At 64.1% G+C, this 1,318-nt stretch carries 1 protein-coding gene and 1 other annotated feature; the gene reads left to right on the top strand.

Annotated elements, in window-relative coordinates; all coding sequences use genetic code 11:
* Positions 1-50 precede the first annotated feature (50 nt).
* Positions 51-1,279 (top strand): IS3 family transposase gene (locus IP83_RS19220; RefSeq protein WP_369817045.1). Its coding sequence is split into 2 segments (ribosomal slippage): positions 51-339 and positions 339-1,279, totalling 1,230 coding nucleotides; the frame shifts between segments, so codons are not numbered across the junction.
* Positions 332-446 (top strand) — a sequence feature (AL1L pseudoknot). It overlaps the preceding gene by 115 nt.
* Positions 1,280-1,318: the final 39 nt, after the last annotated feature.

The raw sequence follows: 1,318 nt of genomic DNA, 5'->3' as shown, positions 1-1,318 counted from the left end.
TGAAGCGTCCCGGGTTTTCCGGAGGCTCCTATTTGTGAGAAGGAGCTGTGATGAGCGCTACAAGGAACAAGTTTTCGCCTGAGTTTCGCGACCGTGCTGTGCGGATGGTCGATGAGCATCGAGGGGATTATCCGTCGGAGTGGGCGGCGATGACCTCGATCGCCGGGAAGGTTGGCTGCACGACCGAGACGCTGCGCCGCTGGTGCCGCGAGGAGGCGAGCCGACGAGCGGGGCCAGCGGCGCAGGCCGCCACTGACCGGGAACGCCTCAAGTTGCTGGAGCGGGAGGTCAAGGAGCTACGGCGGGCCAACGAGATCCTGCGCAAGGCTTCCGCGTATTTTGCGATGGCGGAGCTCGACCGCCACGGCAGATGATGATGGCGTTCATCGACGCCCATCGCGAGGACCTGGGTATCGAGCCGATCTGCCGTGAACTGGCGATCGCCCCGTCCTCCTATCACGAGCATGCCGCCCGCCTTGACGATCCCGGCAGGCGACCGGCGCGGGCACGGCGGGACGACGAGATGCGGGCACAGATCAAGCGCGTCCATGAGGCCAGCTTCGGTCTCTATGGGACGCGCAAGGTCTGGCACCAGCTGCGGCGCGAAGGCGTGGTGATCGCCAAGTGCACAGTGGAACGGCTGATGGCAGCCATGGGGCTGGCAGGTGTGCGGCGTGGCAAGAAAACTATCACCACGGTCAGCGATCCGAAGGCGCCATGCCCGCTGGACAAGGTCAACCGTGAGTTCCGCGTCAGTCGTCCCAATGCCCTGTGGGTGGTCGACTTCACCTACGTCCACACCTGGGCAGGGTTCGTCTACGTGGCCTTCGTGATCGATGCCTATGCCCGACGGATCGTGGGCTGGAAGGTTAGCACCTCGGCGACCGCCGGCTTCGTCCTGGATGCCCTCGAACAGGCGATCCACGCCCGCCGCCCCGGCCCCGATGACGGCCTGATCCACCATAGCGACCGGGGCGTTCAATACCTTGCGATGAACTACACCCAGCGCCTCGCCGAGGCGAACCTTGTGCCGTCGGTCGGCAGCGTCGGCGACAGCTATGACAATGCCTTGGCCGAGACGATCAACGGCCTCTATAAGGCCGAAGTCATCTGGCGGCAGCGATCATGGCCCAGCGCGTCAGCCGTGGAAATGGCAACCCTGCGCTGGGTCGATTGGTTCAACAACCATCGCCTGTTCGGCCCCATCGGGCACATCCCGCCTGCTGAGGCCGAGGCCAACTACTATGCAGCCAACGAGACCCTCGATATGGTGGCATAACCCAATTGAAACTGCCTCCGGAAAACCCGGGACGCTTCA

Source organism: Novosphingobium sp. AAP93, from assembly GCF_001296055.1.
Classification (GTDB): Bacteria; Pseudomonadota; Alphaproteobacteria; order Sphingomonadales; family Sphingomonadaceae; genus Novosphingobium.
Note: the sequence above shows the minus strand (reverse complement) of the source record. Positions and strands in the feature narration are given on the sequence as shown.